The sequence below is a fragment of the Chromohalobacter sp. genome (genome assembly GCF_039830575.1).
In the GTDB taxonomy this organism is placed as follows: Bacteria; Pseudomonadota; Gammaproteobacteria; order Pseudomonadales; family Halomonadaceae; genus Chromohalobacter; species Chromohalobacter israelensis.
On record NZ_JBDOOX010000005.1, the window covers coordinates 39,003 to 51,117 of the forward strand.

The window sequence follows — 12,115 nt, forward strand, 5'->3', positions numbered from 1 at the left end:
CTACTGCGCCTGACCGTCGATCTCGCGGCGAAACGGCGGCAGCGAATCGAGCAGCGCCCGCCCGTACCGCCGAGTCAGGACGCGCCGGTCGAGCAGCGTGATGCGACCCTGATCGGCCTCCTTGCGGATCAGCCGTCCGCAGGCCTGAACCAGGCGTATCGACGCATCCGGCACCGAGATCCGCATGAAGGGGTTGCCGCCGCGGCTCTCGATCCACTCCGCCAGGGTTGCTCCCACCGGATCGTCGGGCACCGAGAACGGCAGGCGGGTGATCACCACGTGGGTGAGATACTCGCCCGGCAAGTCGATGCCCTCGGCGAAGCTGGCCAGCCCGAAGATGATGCTGCCCTCCCCGGCGTCGACCCGTGCGCGGTGGCGCTGCAGCAATTCATGCTTGGGCAGGTGATTCTGGGCGACGACCCGCTCGCGCACCGTCTCCGGCAACGCCTCCAGCACCGCGCGCAGCTGCTTGCGTGACGAAAACAGCATGAGCACGGCTTCGCGTTCGTCCAGTGCCTTGGTGAAGTCGATCAGCGCACGCTCGTGGGCCTCACGGTTGCTGGGATCGACGGCCTCCGGCGGTACGCTGAGCACGGCGCGGGAATAGTCGAAGGGACTCGGCAGGCGCTGATAGCGATACCGATTGGCGAGTCCGGCCCGCTCCTGCAGGCGCTCGAAACGATTGAGCGCGGTCAGCGTCGCCGAGGTCACCACGGCCCCGTGACAGGTGCCCCACAAGTGGCGCGCCAGGGTCTCGGCGGCCGACACCGGACTGGCCGAAAACGTCAGTTCCGCATCGCCGGCGATACGCTCGAAGGTCAGCCAGCGCGCCTGGGGAATGCCCTCGGCCGGGTCCGGCGTCGCCATGGCCTGCCACAAGGCATGCGCCTCCAGCGCGCGCCCGTGCAGCAGCGCCACCAGCGGCAGCCAGGACTCGGCCTGCTCGCGCGGCAGCCCCGTGGCCTTTTCGGGGTCGAGGCTCTCGCGCAGGATATCCGCCATGCTTTCGAGCGTGCGCGACAGCTCGGCGAATGCCGTCACCATCGACTGGGCCTGCTCGCTCAGGGCCTCCGGCACGCGCCCCATCGGGAAACGGTGGTGCACGGCATCGGTGGCATCGTCGGGCAGCCCCTCTTCGCGCTCGGCGAGGCGATGCCCCATGGCGAAGGCCTCGCCCAGGCGCGGCTCCAGCGCCGCGATCGCCTCCGGCAGGGTCGCCAGCAGGCGCGCCAGGGTCGGCTGCACGCCGAGGGCCGTGTTGAGCTCGGTCAGCGACTTCTTCAGTGTCCGCAGCCAGCGCAGCGTGCCGTTGACCGGCAGCCGGTGGTAGAAGTGATCCAGCGCCTTGTCGGGCAGGTGGTGGCCTTCGTCGAAGACGTAGATGCAATCCTTGGGCGACGGCAGTACCAGCCCACCGCCCAGGGAAAGGTCCGCCAGCACCAGGTCATGGTTGGCGACGATCACGTCGGCCTGGTCGAGCCCGCGACGCGCGCGGAAGAAGGCGCAGGCCCCGAAGTGTCCGCAGCGGCGATTGGTGCACTGGCGATGGTCGATCGTCAGGCGCCGCCAGTCGGCGTCGTCGATCCCGGTGGGCCAGCTGTCGCGATCGCCCTCCCAGCGCCCCGCCGAATAGGCGTCGGCCATCTCCTGGGCCAGGGCCTGGAAGTCGTCCCCGTCGCCGGAGGACATCGCCTCCTCGAAGAGCGACAGCGTGGGGTTGTCTTCGCCACCTTCGAGGGCCTGATCGAGCCGCGCCACGCACAAGTAGCGACCGCGCCCCTTGGCCAGGGCGAACTCGAAGTCGAGGCCGCTGTGCGCCTTGAGGGCCGGCAGGTCGTGATGCAGCACCTGCTCCTGAAGGGCCACCGTGGCGGTGGAGATCACCAGGCGCTTGCCGCGTGCCTGGGCGATGGGCAGCGCGGCGAGCAGGTAGGCCAGCGTCTTGCCGGTACCGGTGCCCGCCTCCAGCACGCAGACGTGCTCGTTGGACAGCCGCCGTCCGGCGTCGTCCGACTCGATACCGCCCAGGGTTCGCGCGATCTCGGCGATCATCAGACGCTGGCCGTACCGCGGGGTCAGCTCGAGCGAGTCGAGCACCCGGCGATAGGCCGTCTGAATCGTCGCCTTGAGCTCGCTGTCGAGCCCGTTATCCGTCGTCTCGGCCAAGGGTCAAAGCAGCCCGTCGGGGGGATGCTGGCACGGCAGCTTGTCGCCGATGTAGGACTCGATCCCCGGCAGGGCGAAGGCGTCTTCCTCGCCGACGAAGCTGATCGACACGCCCTCCGCACCGGCACGTCCCGTGCGTCCGATGCGGTGCACGTAGTCCTCGGGATCCTCGGGCAGGGTGTAGTTCACCACATGGCTGACATCGTCGATGTGGATGCCGCGCCCTGCCACGTCCGTGGCCACCAGCACGTCCACCTCACCGTTGCGGAACTTGTCGAGGGTCGTGATGCGCGTGTTCTGCGGCACGTCGCCGGACAGCATCGCCACGTTGATCCCCGCCTTGCGCAGCTCGCTGTCGAGGTTGCGCACCAGGTCGCGACGATTGCCGAACACGATCACGCGCTCCATGTTCTCCTGGTTGAGTAGATTGACCAGCAGGCGCTGCTTGTCGCTGTCGCTCACCAGATAGACCCGCTGATCGATGTTGGCGGCATTCTCGAGGCTGACCTCGATCTCGACATGCGCGGCATCGTGCGTCCACTGATTGGCGAGGTTGAGGATGTCCTGGCTGAAGGTCGCCGAGAACAGGAAGGTCTGACGCTCCTCGGCCTTGGGCGTATGCCGCACGATGCGCTTGACATCGGGGATGAAGCCCATCGACAGCATGCGATCCGCTTCGTCGAGCACCAGCACTTCGGTCTGCGTCAGGTCGACGTCGCGCTTCTCGTGGAAGTCGAGCAGGCGCCCCGGCGTGGCGACCAGCACATCGACCTTGCGGCCCAGCTGGTCACGCTGCTTCTGATAGTCCATGCCGCCCACGACGCTGGCGACGTTGAGCGAGGTGAAGCGTGCCAGGGCCTTGGCGTCCTTCTCGATCTGCAGCGCCAGCTCCCGGGTCGGCGCCACGATCAGCGCACGCGGCGCCCCCGGCTTCTGACCGTCGGGTGCCTTCTCCTCGAGAAAGTAGGCCAGGATCGAGATCAGGAAGGCCGCGGTCTTGCCGGTGCCGGTCTGGGCCTTGCCGACCACGTCCCCGCCCAGCAGGGTCTTGGCCAGGGCCTCGGCCTGGATCGGCGTGCAATACTCGAACCCCAGGGCATGGATCGCGCGCATCAACGGCACGGGGAGGTCGAAATCGTGGAAACGCCACTTCCCCGCGACCGGCGGCACCTGAAACTGCTTGATGTCCCACTGGGATTGCGAGCGGCGCGGTTTGCGACGCCGACGTTTCGGTTTGCGGTTCTGGGCCGGTGCTGAGGTTTTGTCCGACTCGCTCATAGGCTTCTATGTCTGTCCAATATTCGTACGGAATGCATGAATCCAGCGCGCTCACCCGCCTCCCGGCGCGCGCCACGGCCGTCGTTCAGCCGAGCTGGATCACGGCGGAAGCGGGCATTGTATCAGTCATTGCCGAGCCTCGCGCGGGCATCGCGCCCGGCACGGATGTCGCTCGACGACGCGGCTGGTAGAATGGGCGCCAAGTCAATACGACACGGGATACGACATGACACGCAGGAAAAAGACCCGCTCGCTCGCCAGCAAGGTGACGATTCGCACCGGGCGCCGCAAGGACTATCGTCAATGGCGCCACGACAACCCCGACGAGGTCAAATCCTCGGCGCGCTATACCCAGAAGAAGCGTCAGCAGCGCAAGCTGCAGGCGGCACGCCGACTGGCGCGTCAGCAGCAGGCGCCCAAGCTCGACATCCATGGCGGCACCTCGTCCGCCGACAGCGACAAGCGAGGTGACGACTGATGCGCCTGGTGTCGTTCAATATCAACGGGATCCGTGCCCGCCTGCATCAACTGGAAGCGCTCGTCGACGCCCACGCGCCCGATGTCATCGGCCTCCAGGAAACCAAGGTACAGGACAGCGAATTCCCTCGCGAGGCGGTCGAGGCACTGGGGTACCACGTCGCCTTCCACGGCCAGAAGGGGCACTACGGCGTCGCGCTGCTGACGCGCCAGGCGCCCGAGGCGGTGTACTACGGCCTGCCCGACGACGGCGAGGAGGCCCAGCGCCGGCTGATCGGCGTGCGCCTGGCGTGTGACGATGGCGAGCCGCTGACGGTCTACAACGGGTACTTCCCCCAGGGCGAGAACGTCGACCACCCTACCAAGTTTCCCAACAAGCGCGACTTCTACGCACGGCTCACGACGCTGCTGCAGGAACGCCACACGCCCAGTGAACGTCTCGCGGTGATGGGGGATTTCAACATCTCGCCCGCCGACATCGACATCGGCATCGGCGAGGCCAACCGCAAGCGCTGGTTGCGCGAGGGCAAGACCAGCTTCCAGCCGGTGGAGCGCGAATGGCTCGCGCGGCTGGTCGACTGGGGGCTCAGCGATTGCTACCGCCTGCGCTACCCCGAGGTCGACGACCGTTTCAGCTGGTTCGACTATCGCTCGCGCGGTTTCGAGCGCGATCCCAAGCGCGGGCTGCGCATCGACTACATCATGGTCACCCCCGCGCTTTGCGAGCGGGTGACGGATGCGGGCATCGACTACGAACTGCGCGGCATTCAGCGGCCCTCGGACCATGCGCCGGTGTGGGCGCAGCTCGCCTGCGACGCCGGCGCGAGCTGAGAACGGCGCGACGCCGGTCTCAGTCGGCGTCGAGCGATGCCAGCCAGTCCTCGGCCTGCGACGCGCCCGCGTCGCGGGCCGCCTCGAAAGCCTGCCGTGCGTCTTCCTCGCGAGACAGTTCCAGCAGGGACACACCTTCGAGCAGCCAGGTTCGCGCGGGGTCGGCGCCCTGCTCGCGAGCCTCGCGCAGTGCCTCCACCGCCGTCGACCATTCGCCCCATCCATAGGCCAGTTCGCCGAGCTGCCGCCAGTCCTCGGCGGCCCGGGTCCGTTCGGCCAGCGTGCGCCACGCCGACAGCGCCTCGCGATGGGCGCGCGCCGCCGTCCAGGCTTCGGCGAGGCGCCGCTGATGCTCGACATCGCGGGGCAAGGTACCGTCCTCGAATGCGGCCTGCAGGTACTCGGCGGCGCGTGCCGGCGTACCACCCGCCACGTGCAGGCGTATCAACTGCTCGAGCGCCTCGCGCCCTTGCAGCGCCCCCCGCCGCCAACCGGCTTCCCACAACGCGGCGGCCAGGCCGGGACGCTGCATGCGCTGCGCCAGGGCCGCCGCGCGCCGCCAGGCATCGGGGTCGTCGCCCTTCCCCTCGAGCGCCGTGTCGAGCAATCCCAGCGCCGCCTCATAGCGCTCGGCATGCTGATAGACGCTCGCCGCCAGGGCACGACGCGTGTCGTTCATGCCACCGGCGCGGCGTGCACGGTCGACCCAGTTCGCGGCCTGTGACCAGTGCTCCAGCGTCGCCTGCGCCTGCGCCATCAACCACAGGCTGTCGCGGTCGCCACCGTGACGCTCGATCCACTCGCCGAGCAGCTCGGCGCCTTGCGCGGTCTGGCCGGCACGCAGCCGCAGGCGAGCTTCCTGATCGAGCCAGCGCCGGCGCGAGTCGCCGTCGACACCGTCGATGCGCCGCGCCTGGCGATACAGATCGGCGGCGGCGCCGTCACGCCCCCGCCGGGCTTCACCGGTGGCCGCCAGTTGCAGGAATAGCACCCGCGCCCAGCGGTCCGCCGCATTGCCCCCTTGCAGTCGGCGTGCCGCCGCCTTGGCGTCGTCGATCTCGTCCTGGCTGGCCCCGTCGTCCTGCAGGCGCTGCTGCAGCGACTCCAGGGCGTTCACCATGTCCGGCGCCAGCGGCGGCCCTGCCGCCAGCGCCTTGCTGCCGGCGGCCCCCAGGCACAGGCCCACCACCACTGCATAGCTCCAATGAGACAACCGCATGCGCTACCTCTTGAGGCGGAATTCTAGACGCTGACGCGCTTCACGCGGGGCATCCGCACGCGGGAACCGCCAGCCGGAGATCGCCTTCAGTGCCGCCCGCTCGAACACGTTTCGCGGCTGGGCCTCGGTGACCCGCAAGGAATCGGTATCCACCCGGCCGTCGGGCTGGATCGTGAAGCGCACTTCGACGTACCCCTCGATGCCACGACGCTGCGCCCGTGACGGGTATTCCGGCGGCACGCGCTCGGTGGGCTGGGGAGACCCCACTTCCTGCGACGGCGCCTGGCTGGACTCCCCGCTATCCGCGGCCTGGTCCGCCGAGGCGGCCTCGCTCTCGCCCTGGGACGCCTCGTTCGCCGACGAGGACTCGGTCGGCTGTGGCGTCGGTTCGGGCTCGGGAGCCGGCTCCGGCTCGGGCTGCGGTTCCGGCGTGGGCTCGGGCTGGGGTTCGATCTCCTCCAGCTCCGGCAATGTCTCTTGCGGCACCTCCGGCGTGGGCGGTGCCGAGCGCTCTGGCTCGGGCAACGCCAGCGCACTGTCGCTTTGCGCCGCCGGCACGGGCGACGGCGGCGGTGGCGGCGGCGTGTCGGCCGGTGGCGTCGGCGCATCGGGCGCGGCCGCCTGGGGGGCCGGTGCCTGCGCCTGTGGCGCCTCGACACGCGACACCGACATCGGCTGCTCGATGGGCTCGCGCGCATCGTCCGGCGGCGCCACCAGCAATGCCAGCAGATAGAACAGGCCCAGCGCCATCAGCACGCCGCCCGCGGCTCCCGCGATCACCCTCATCCGTCGGCGCCTCGCTCCGCCGCCACGGCGACGTCATCCACGCCGGCGTCGCGGATGGCATCCATGACCTCGATGAGCAGCCCCGTGGTCGATTGGCGATCGGCCTGGATCACGACCCCACCCTCGTCGCTGACCAGGCTGGCCACCTCGTTGCCCACGCGGTGCGCGTCCACCGGCTGACCATCCACCCACACGGCGTCCTCGGCCGTGATGGCGACCATCACCTGGGCATCGGGACGCGCCGTGGCGGCCGACGATTCGGGGCGCTCGATCTCGACCCCGCTTTCCTTGATGAAGCTGGTCGTCACGATGAAGAAGATCAACATGATGAACACCACGTCGAGCATCGGCGTGAGGTTGATCTCCTGGGCGTCGTCGTTGACGTCCTGTAGTCGACGCCTACGCATTGGCATCCTCCACGGCACGCGCCATGCGGTCATGCAACCGCTGGTCCTCGCGCCGAATCACGTGTTCGAGTCGTGTGGTGAACAACAGCCCCACCACGGCAACCGCCATCCCGGTCAGGGTCGGCAGCGTGGCGCGCGCCACGCCATCGGCCATGGCGCGCGCCTGATTGGCCTCGGTCAGCGACAGGCTGTCGAAGACCTGGATCATCCCGGTAACCGTGCCCAGCAGTCCCAGCAACGGGCACAGCCCGACCAGCAACTTGAGCCATGGCAAGGGGCGCCGCAGCTGGCCGATGAGTTCCTGGGTCCATACTTCGCGCAGCGTCAGCGCGCTCCAGCTCAGATGGTCATGTCGCGCGACCCAGCGCGAGACCAGCGCACGACGCCGACGCCGATGCACGAACTGCCAGTAGAGGCCGCGTTCCAGCCCCATGGCGAACAGGGCCATGGCGACCAGGGCGATCACCACCAGCACGGGGCCGCCGGCCCCTACCAGCCAGACGATGGGCTCAGCGAGTGTGGGCATGGGCCTGCGTTCCCGTGTGGCCGTCGGGCGTTTCGAGATGCTCGGCAAGCACGGCGCTGGCGCGCCCTTCGAGGGTGCCGAGCAACTCGCGGCTGCGGCTGCTCAAGGCGGTATGCGCGAACAGCAGCGGCACGGCGGCGATCAGCCCCAGCACGGTGGTGACCAGGGCCTGGCTGATCCCGCCCGCCATGAGCTGCGGATCGCCGGTCCCGAAGACGGTGATCGACTGGAAGGTCCCGATCATCCCGGTCACGGTCCCCAGAAGCCCCAGCAGCGGCGCCACGGCCGCCATCAGCTTGACCAGAGGCTGGCCGCGCTCGAGACGCGGCTTCTCGGCCAGCAGCGCTTCATCGAGACGCGCTTCCAGGGCCTCCGGGGCATGCTCGCGCCCCAGTGCCGCGAAGCGCCCGAGCACGCGGCCCAGGGGATTGTCGTCGCGCAGCGCATCGGGCGAGCGCAGCTGACGCCGCAGACGCACGCTGACCAGCAGCAGGTAGACGTATTGCGACAAGGCGACGAGCAGACCGGCGATGCCCAGCACCACGATCACGTAGCCGACCGCACCGCCCTGCTGGAAACGCTCCCAGAGCGTGGGCTGCTGCGAGAGCGCCTCGAGCACATTGCCCCGCGTCGGATCGAACACCACGCGATCGCCGTCGCCCTGCTGGAAGGCGCGCAAGGCCTGCGAGGCCGCTTCCGGGGTGTGCGACACCACGCGCAGTGTCGGTTCCCGCGAGTCGTCGCCGACGTCGCGGGTCAACAGCTTGCCGTCGCTGAAGGCCAGAAAGTCGCCGAGACGAATCGCCTCGCGCCGCTCGACGTTGCCCTCGGCATCGGCGATGGGCGCCTCGAAACGTACGCCGCGTCCCGTTTCGGCGGTCAGCGCGGCAAAGGTCCGGCCCAGCGATTCCAGGGTCTGGGTGTCGATGATGGCGCCATCGTCCAGGCGCGCCGGCAACCGGGTCCGGGTGCCCACCGTCAACCAGCCGTCGCCCAGGTCATCGCGCAGTTCTCCGATGGCGCCCTGCGCCACTCCGAACACGCCGTCGAGGTCGCCCGCCTCGTTGCGGCGACGCTCGTTCACCGCCTCGAGCGCCTCGCGTTGTTCGGCCTGGGTAGCTTCCAGCGCGTCGCGCCGCTCACGGGCCGCCTCGCGTTCGGCCTCGGCCTCGTTCACGGCGTCCCGCAGCGCTTCCCGATCCTCCATCAAGGCGGCGAGGCGCTGCCGGTCACGTGCCTCGGCGGCGTCGCTGTCCGTACGCAAGCTTTCCAGCAACTGCCCCAGCGAGGGCGTCGCGCCATCGTCCTGCGCCGAGGCCAGGGACGCGACACCCGGCAACGCCATCGCCGCGACCAGCACCGGGGATAACAGCAGAGACTTCCATGCGCTCATCACGACTCCTCGTCCTCGGCGGCTGAAGAATTGGCAGCGTCGGACGCGCGTGTCTCGAGCGCCACCGAGACCGGCAGGTCCAGCAGGGCCGGCGCGCGCTGGTCACGCGCGATGCGCATGCCCTTGCGAAGTTCGTCGAGCGCATCGCCCTCGAGCGGTTGCCAGGCGCGCTCGTCGGCACGCCAGACCGCCCCGGAGCGCCCGTCGGGGGTCAGGTAATAGAGCCCCACGCGCCCCACGCGCAGATAATCGACCTGGCGTGCCTCATCGCCCACCAGCGTGCCCTGCCAGGTATCCATCTCGCGTCCGTAATCGAGCTCGGTGCGCCAGGCGGACAAGACGCGATCGAGCTTGTCGGCGGCCGCCATTTCGCTGTCATCGAGCATCGACTCGAGACTCTCGACCCGGGCCAGACGCTCTTCGCGCAGGAACGGCAGATCGGCCTCGATCAGGGTGCGCAGGCGCGTCACCATGTCACGCAGCAAGCCAGGCAGCGCCTCGCGCGTGACCGACAGCTGGTCGATGGCCTCGCGGCGCCGCTCGATCAGCGCCGCCTGCGTCTCGTTGCGGCGGGACAGTTCCTCGTTGTAGCGCTCGAGGCGGGACGCGTCGCGGCTGGCATCCCGCAAGCGAGTGAGCAGCTCGCGGGTCTCGTCGTCGGCCGCGTCGATCTTTTCCTGCAACGCCGCCTGGGTCTGTTGCGCTTGCGCACTCGCCTCGCGCAATGACGTCTGCTGCGCCCAGGCGGGCGTCACGAGGCTCGTCAATAGCGCCATGCCGGCCCAGGCCGCGCACCAGCCTGTCCGTGTTCGGTGTCGCGTGTCGTTTGCCACCACGCCTTCTCCCGTTGCGTTTGCGTGCCGGTTACCTCAACGGCCAGCACCTGAAGGGCTAGCACGCTAATACAAACAAGAACAATTATCAATCATGAGCCACCCCATGCAACGAAAGAACCGGCCACGAGGGCCGGTTCTTCCGGGGGGTGACGGGGCGGCACGACCGCCCCGATACGGCACGTTCCAGAGCGTGCCTAGAGCTTGGATTCCAGCTCCGGCAATACCTCGAACAAGTCGCCCACCAGGCCGTAATCGGCGACCTGGAAGATGGGCGCTTCCTCGTCCTTGTTGATCGCCACGATCACCTTGGCGTCCTTCATCCCCGCCAGGTGCTGAATCGCCCCGCTGATGCCCACGGCGATGTAGAGCTCCGGCGCGACGATCTTGCCGGTCTGCCCCACCTGCATGTCGTTGGGCACGAAGCCGGCGTCCACGGCGGCCCGCGATGCGCCGATCGCCGCCCCCAGCTTGTCCGCGATGCCCTCGAGCAGCTTGAAGTTGTCGCCGTTGCCCATGCCGCGCCCGCCGGAGATGACCACGCGGGCACTGCCCAGCTCGGGGCGATCGCTGCTGGCCAGTTCCTCGCCGATGAAACGCGACAGCGAATTGTCGACCTCGGCGGTCACCGCTTCGATGGTGGCGCTGCCCGTGGCCTCGACGGCATCGAAGGCCGTGGTGCGCACGGTGAGTACCTTGAGGGCATCGCTCGACTGCACGGTGGCGATCGCGTTGCCCGCGTAGATGGGCCGCAGGAAGGTGTCCGGGCTTTCCACGGCCAGCACCTCGGAAATCGCCGCCACGTCCTTGAGCGCGGCAACGCGCGGCAAGACGTTCTTGCCCTGGGTGGAAGCCGCCGCCAGCACATGGGAATACTCCCCGGCGAGCCCGGCGATGAGGTCGCTCACCGGCTCGGCAAGCTGATGGGCATAGACGCCGGCATCGGCCACGCGGACCTTGCTCACGCCGGCGAGCCCGGCGGCCGCCTCGGCGACGCCCGCAACGTCTTCGCCCGCCACCAGCAGGTCGATGTCGCCGCCGATGGCCTGGGCCGCGGCGACCACATGCGCAGTGCTGCCGGCCAGTTGGCCGTTGTGATGTTCGGCGATTACCAGAATGCTCATGCGATCACCTTGGCTTCGTTCTTGAGTTTGTCGACGAGTTCATCCACGGACGCCACCTTGGTGCCGCCTTGACGTTCGGCCGGCGATTCCACCTTGAGCACGTTCAGGCTGGAGGTCACCGCGACCCCCAGGGCATCGGGCGTCTGCACGTCGATGGGCTTTTTCTTGGCCTTCATGATGTCGGGCAGCTTGGCGTAACGCGGCTCGTTGAGGCGCAGGTCGGTGGTGATCACCGCCGGCAGCTTGAGCGAGACCGTCTGCAGGCCGCCATCGATCTCGCGGGTCACGCGGACCTCGTCGCCCTCGACCTGCACCTCGGACGCGAAGGTGCCCTGTCCCATGCCTGCCAGCGCGGCCAGCATCTGACCGGTCTGGTTGTTGTCGGTATCGATGGACTGCTTGCCGAGGATCGTCAAGCCGGGCTGTTCGTCGTCGACGACGCGCTTGAGCAGCTTGGCGGCGGTCAGCGACTCGACCTTGTCGTCGGTCTCGATGTGGATGGCGCGATCCGCGCCCAGCGCCAGCGCGGTACGCAGCTGTTCCTGCGCGGCCTTGGGGCCGATGGTGACGGCCACCACTTCGCTGGCGACGCCCTTTTCCTTGAGGCGCACCGCTTCTTCCACGGCAATCTCACAGAATGGGTTCATGGCCATCTTGACGTTCGTGAGATCGACGTCGGAGTGGTCCGGCTTGACCCGGATCTTGACGTTGTAATCGATGACGCGTTTGACCGCGACGAGTACTTTCATGGTGTCCTCGCTTGGTTAGAACCGGCAGGCATGCCCTTAGAACAAATTCATTCAAGCGTTTGATAGGGGGCGTGTCCCGAAAAAATGTCGCCCGTTACACACTCGGCGACCCTATATAATATTGCGTGAACTCGTCCAACGCGGTCAAACCCCGCAGCGCCCCACGCCTGAGTCGCAGACAAACTCCATGGAAGATGACATCATGCGCGTCGGCCGTTCCGGCTGGAATCAAACAACCGTTTAAAATACAATTCAACCACGAAACATTGTTCATGTGCCGCTCTCCCCGAGCGACGTGGCGCGCATGACCGGGTGAGGCGCTCGCC

At 68.3% G+C, this 12,115-nt stretch carries 12 protein-coding genes; 2 read left to right on the forward strand and 10 right to left on the reverse strand.

The features are described from left to right. The gene (gene dinG / locus ABGX75_RS03285; RefSeq protein WP_287124009.1) at positions 1 to 2,166 is read right to left on the reverse strand and encodes an ATP-dependent DNA helicase DinG; all 2,166 of its coding nucleotides are present in this window, start codon (positions 2,164 to 2,166) and stop codon (positions 1 to 3) included. A gap of 3 nt (positions 2,167 to 2,169) precedes the next feature. Further along, positions 2,170 to 3,444 carry a DEAD/DEAH box helicase gene (locus ABGX75_RS03290; RefSeq protein WP_011506922.1) on the reverse strand — a complete coding sequence of 425 codons (1,275 nt, stop codon included), beginning with the start codon at positions 3,442 to 3,444 and terminating at the stop codon, positions 2,170 to 2,172. A 226-nt stretch (positions 3,445 to 3,670) separates the two neighbouring features. Between ABGX75_RS03290 and ABGX75_RS03295 the strand changes: the two genes are divergently transcribed. Together ABGX75_RS03295 and xthA are read left to right on the forward strand one after the other, a co-directional pair. Further along, entirely contained in the window at positions 3,671 to 3,922 is a 252-nt protein-coding gene (locus ABGX75_RS03295; protein ID WP_011506921.1) for a hypothetical protein, read from the forward strand. Further along, positions 3,922 to 4,752, forward strand: coding sequence for an exodeoxyribonuclease III (xthA, locus tag ABGX75_RS03300; RefSeq protein WP_011506920.1), 831 nt, complete (start codon positions 3,922 to 3,924; stop codon positions 4,750 to 4,752). The genes ABGX75_RS03295 and xthA overlap by 1 nt, the downstream gene beginning before the upstream one ends. Positions 4,753 to 4,771: 19 nt before the next feature. Here xthA and ABGX75_RS03305 read toward each other — a convergent pair whose 3' ends face one another. The 8 genes from ABGX75_RS03305 to ABGX75_RS03340 all read right to left on the reverse strand — a co-directional run bounded on the left by ABGX75_RS03305 (position 4,772) and on the right by ABGX75_RS03340 (position 11,789). Beyond that, positions 4,772 to 5,971: a hypothetical protein gene (locus tag ABGX75_RS03305; protein WP_347410967.1), complete on the reverse strand. Its 1,200-nt coding sequence runs from the start codon at positions 5,969 to 5,971 to the stop codon at positions 4,772 to 4,774. A gap of 3 nt (positions 5,972 to 5,974) precedes the next feature. Next, positions 5,975 to 6,757: an energy transducer TonB gene (locus ABGX75_RS03310; RefSeq protein ID WP_179153609.1), complete on the reverse strand. Its 783-nt coding sequence runs from the start codon at positions 6,755 to 6,757 to the stop codon at positions 5,975 to 5,977. Next, the gene (locus ABGX75_RS03315; RefSeq protein WP_011506917.1) at positions 6,754 to 7,164 is read right to left on the reverse strand and encodes a biopolymer transporter ExbD; all 411 of its coding nucleotides are present in this window, start codon (positions 7,162 to 7,164) and stop codon (positions 6,754 to 6,756) included. Before ABGX75_RS03315 ends, ABGX75_RS03310 begins: the two co-directional genes overlap by 4 nt. Then, complete coding sequence (locus ABGX75_RS03320) at positions 7,157 to 7,690, reverse strand: MotA/TolQ/ExbB proton channel family protein (RefSeq protein ID WP_011506916.1); 534 nt, start codon at positions 7,688 to 7,690, stop codon at positions 7,157 to 7,159. The genes ABGX75_RS03315 and ABGX75_RS03320 overlap by 8 nt, the downstream gene beginning before the upstream one ends. Further along, positions 7,674 to 9,083, reverse strand: coding sequence for a MotA/TolQ/ExbB proton channel family protein (locus ABGX75_RS03325; protein WP_179153610.1), 1,410 nt, complete (start codon positions 9,081 to 9,083; stop codon positions 7,674 to 7,676). Before ABGX75_RS03325 ends, ABGX75_RS03320 begins: the two co-directional genes overlap by 17 nt. Continuing rightward, on the reverse strand, positions 9,083 to 9,859 hold the full coding sequence (locus ABGX75_RS03330) for a DUF3450 domain-containing protein (RefSeq protein ID WP_240673338.1): 777 nt from the start codon (positions 9,857 to 9,859) through the stop codon (positions 9,083 to 9,085). Before ABGX75_RS03330 ends, ABGX75_RS03325 begins: the two co-directional genes overlap by 1 nt. Before the next feature lie 254 nt (positions 9,860 to 10,113). Beyond that, entirely contained in the window at positions 10,114 to 11,040 is a 927-nt protein-coding gene (locus ABGX75_RS03335; protein WP_287124011.1) for an FAD-binding protein, read from the reverse strand. Continuing rightward, positions 11,037 to 11,789 (reverse strand): electron transfer flavoprotein subunit beta/FixA family protein, encoded by a 753-nt coding sequence (locus ABGX75_RS03340; RefSeq protein WP_011506912.1) that lies wholly within the window; start codon positions 11,787 to 11,789, stop codon positions 11,037 to 11,039. Before ABGX75_RS03340 ends, ABGX75_RS03335 begins: the two co-directional genes overlap by 4 nt. Between the last annotated feature and the right edge of the window lie 326 nt (positions 11,790 to 12,115).

What these genes read in the sequence shown, in the direction of transcription:
- ABGX75_RS03305 (WP_347410967.1), bottom strand. Translation starts at nt 5,971, where the DNA reads ATGCGGTTGTCTCATTGGAGCTATGCAGTGGTGGTGGGCCTGTGCCTG.
- xthA (WP_011506920.1), top strand. Translation starts at nt 3,922, where the DNA reads ATGCGCCTGGTGTCGTTCAATATCAACGGGATCCGTGCCCGCCTGCAT.
- ABGX75_RS03325 (WP_179153610.1), bottom strand. Translation starts at nt 9,083, where the DNA reads ATGAGCGCATGGAAGTCTCTGCTGTTATCCCCGGTGCTGGTCGCGGCG.
- ABGX75_RS03330 (WP_240673338.1), bottom strand. Translation starts at nt 9,859, where the DNA reads ATGGCGCTATTGACGAGCCTCGTGACGCCCGCCTGGGCGCAGCAGACG.
- ABGX75_RS03320 (WP_011506916.1), bottom strand. Translation starts at nt 7,690, where the DNA reads ATGCCCACACTCGCTGAGCCCATCGTCTGGCTGGTAGGGGCCGGCGGC.
- ABGX75_RS03290 (WP_011506922.1), bottom strand. Translation starts at nt 3,444, where the DNA reads ATGAGCGAGTCGGACAAAACCTCAGCACCGGCCCAGAACCGCAAACCG.
- ABGX75_RS03315 (WP_011506917.1), bottom strand. Translation starts at nt 7,164, where the DNA reads ATGCGTAGGCGTCGACTACAGGACGTCAACGACGACGCCCAGGAGATC.
- ABGX75_RS03335 (WP_287124011.1), bottom strand. Translation starts at nt 11,040, where the DNA reads ATGAGCATTCTGGTAATCGCCGAACATCACAACGGCCAACTGGCCGGC.
- ABGX75_RS03295 (WP_011506921.1), top strand. Translation starts at nt 3,671, where the DNA reads ATGACACGCAGGAAAAAGACCCGCTCGCTCGCCAGCAAGGTGACGATT.
- ABGX75_RS03310 (WP_179153609.1), bottom strand. Translation starts at nt 6,757, where the DNA reads ATGAGGGTGATCGCGGGAGCCGCGGGCGGCGTGCTGATGGCGCTGGGC.
- ABGX75_RS03340 (WP_011506912.1), bottom strand. Translation starts at nt 11,789, where the DNA reads ATGAAAGTACTCGTCGCGGTCAAACGCGTCATCGATTACAACGTCAAG.